At 66.7% G+C, this 872-nt stretch carries 1 protein-coding gene; it reads right to left on the reverse strand.

Annotated elements, in window-relative coordinates; genetic code table 11:
• On the reverse strand, nt 1-872 hold an 872-nt coding region (locus tag MJ602_RS16665), incomplete at both ends, for a putative bifunctional diguanylate cyclase/phosphodiesterase (protein ID WP_243021865.1).

The raw sequence follows: 872 nt of genomic DNA on the forward strand, positions 1-872 counted from the left end.
AATTGCCGCGCGCTGACGTTGACGGCGACGCTCAGGTGGGCGGTTTCCTGTTGGCGGCTCCAGCGTACGAGTTGTTCGCACGCGGTGTGCAGGATGTGCCTGCCCAGGGGCAGGATGAGGCCGGTCTGTTCGGCCAGGGGGATGAATTCGGCGGGGTTGATGAGGCCGCGTTCGGGGTGGTTCCAGCGGGCCAGGGCTTCTGCGCCTTTGACGTGGCCTTGGTAGTCCACGACGGGTTGGTAGTGCACGTAGAGGTCGCCGCGCGAGAGGCCTTGGCGCAGGTCGGCTTCCAGGCTGGAGCGTTCGTGCAGGGCTTGCTGCATGCCGGGGTCGAAGAAGCGGTGGGTGTTGCGCCCGGCGGCTTTGGCTTCGTACATGGCCAGGTCTGCGCGTTTGAGCAGTTCGTCCACGCTTTGGCGTTCGGGGCCAAAGAGGGTCAGGCCGATGCTGGGGGTGCTGTAGTGTTGCTGGCCGGCCAGTTCGAAGGGTTGGTTCAGCGCCATGAGGAGTTTGCGCGCGACGGCTTCGGCCTGGCGGCTGGCGGCCTGGGCATCCTGGTCCAGGCCTTCGAGCAGGACGACGAATTCGTCGCCGCCAAAGCGTGCAACGGTGTCGCATTCGCGCACGCTGGCCGAGAGGCGGGTGGCGACCTGGATCAGGAGCTGGTCGCCCATGTCGTGGCCCAGGGTGTCGTTGAGGTCTTTGAAGTTGTCCAGGTCGATGAACAGCAGCGCGCCGTGCTGGTGCGTGCGCTGGCCGCTGAGCAGCAGGCGTTGCAGGCGGTCCAGCAGCAGGCGGCGGTTGGGCAGGGACGTGAGGGCGTCGTAGAACGCCAGGCGTTCGATCTCCTGGGCTGCGCGCTTGCGGTCGGT

Origin of the sequence: Simplicispira sedimenti (genome assembly GCF_022760965.1) — a bacterium.
Classification (GTDB): domain Bacteria; phylum Pseudomonadota; class Gammaproteobacteria; order Burkholderiales; family Burkholderiaceae_C; genus Simplicispira; species Simplicispira sedimenti.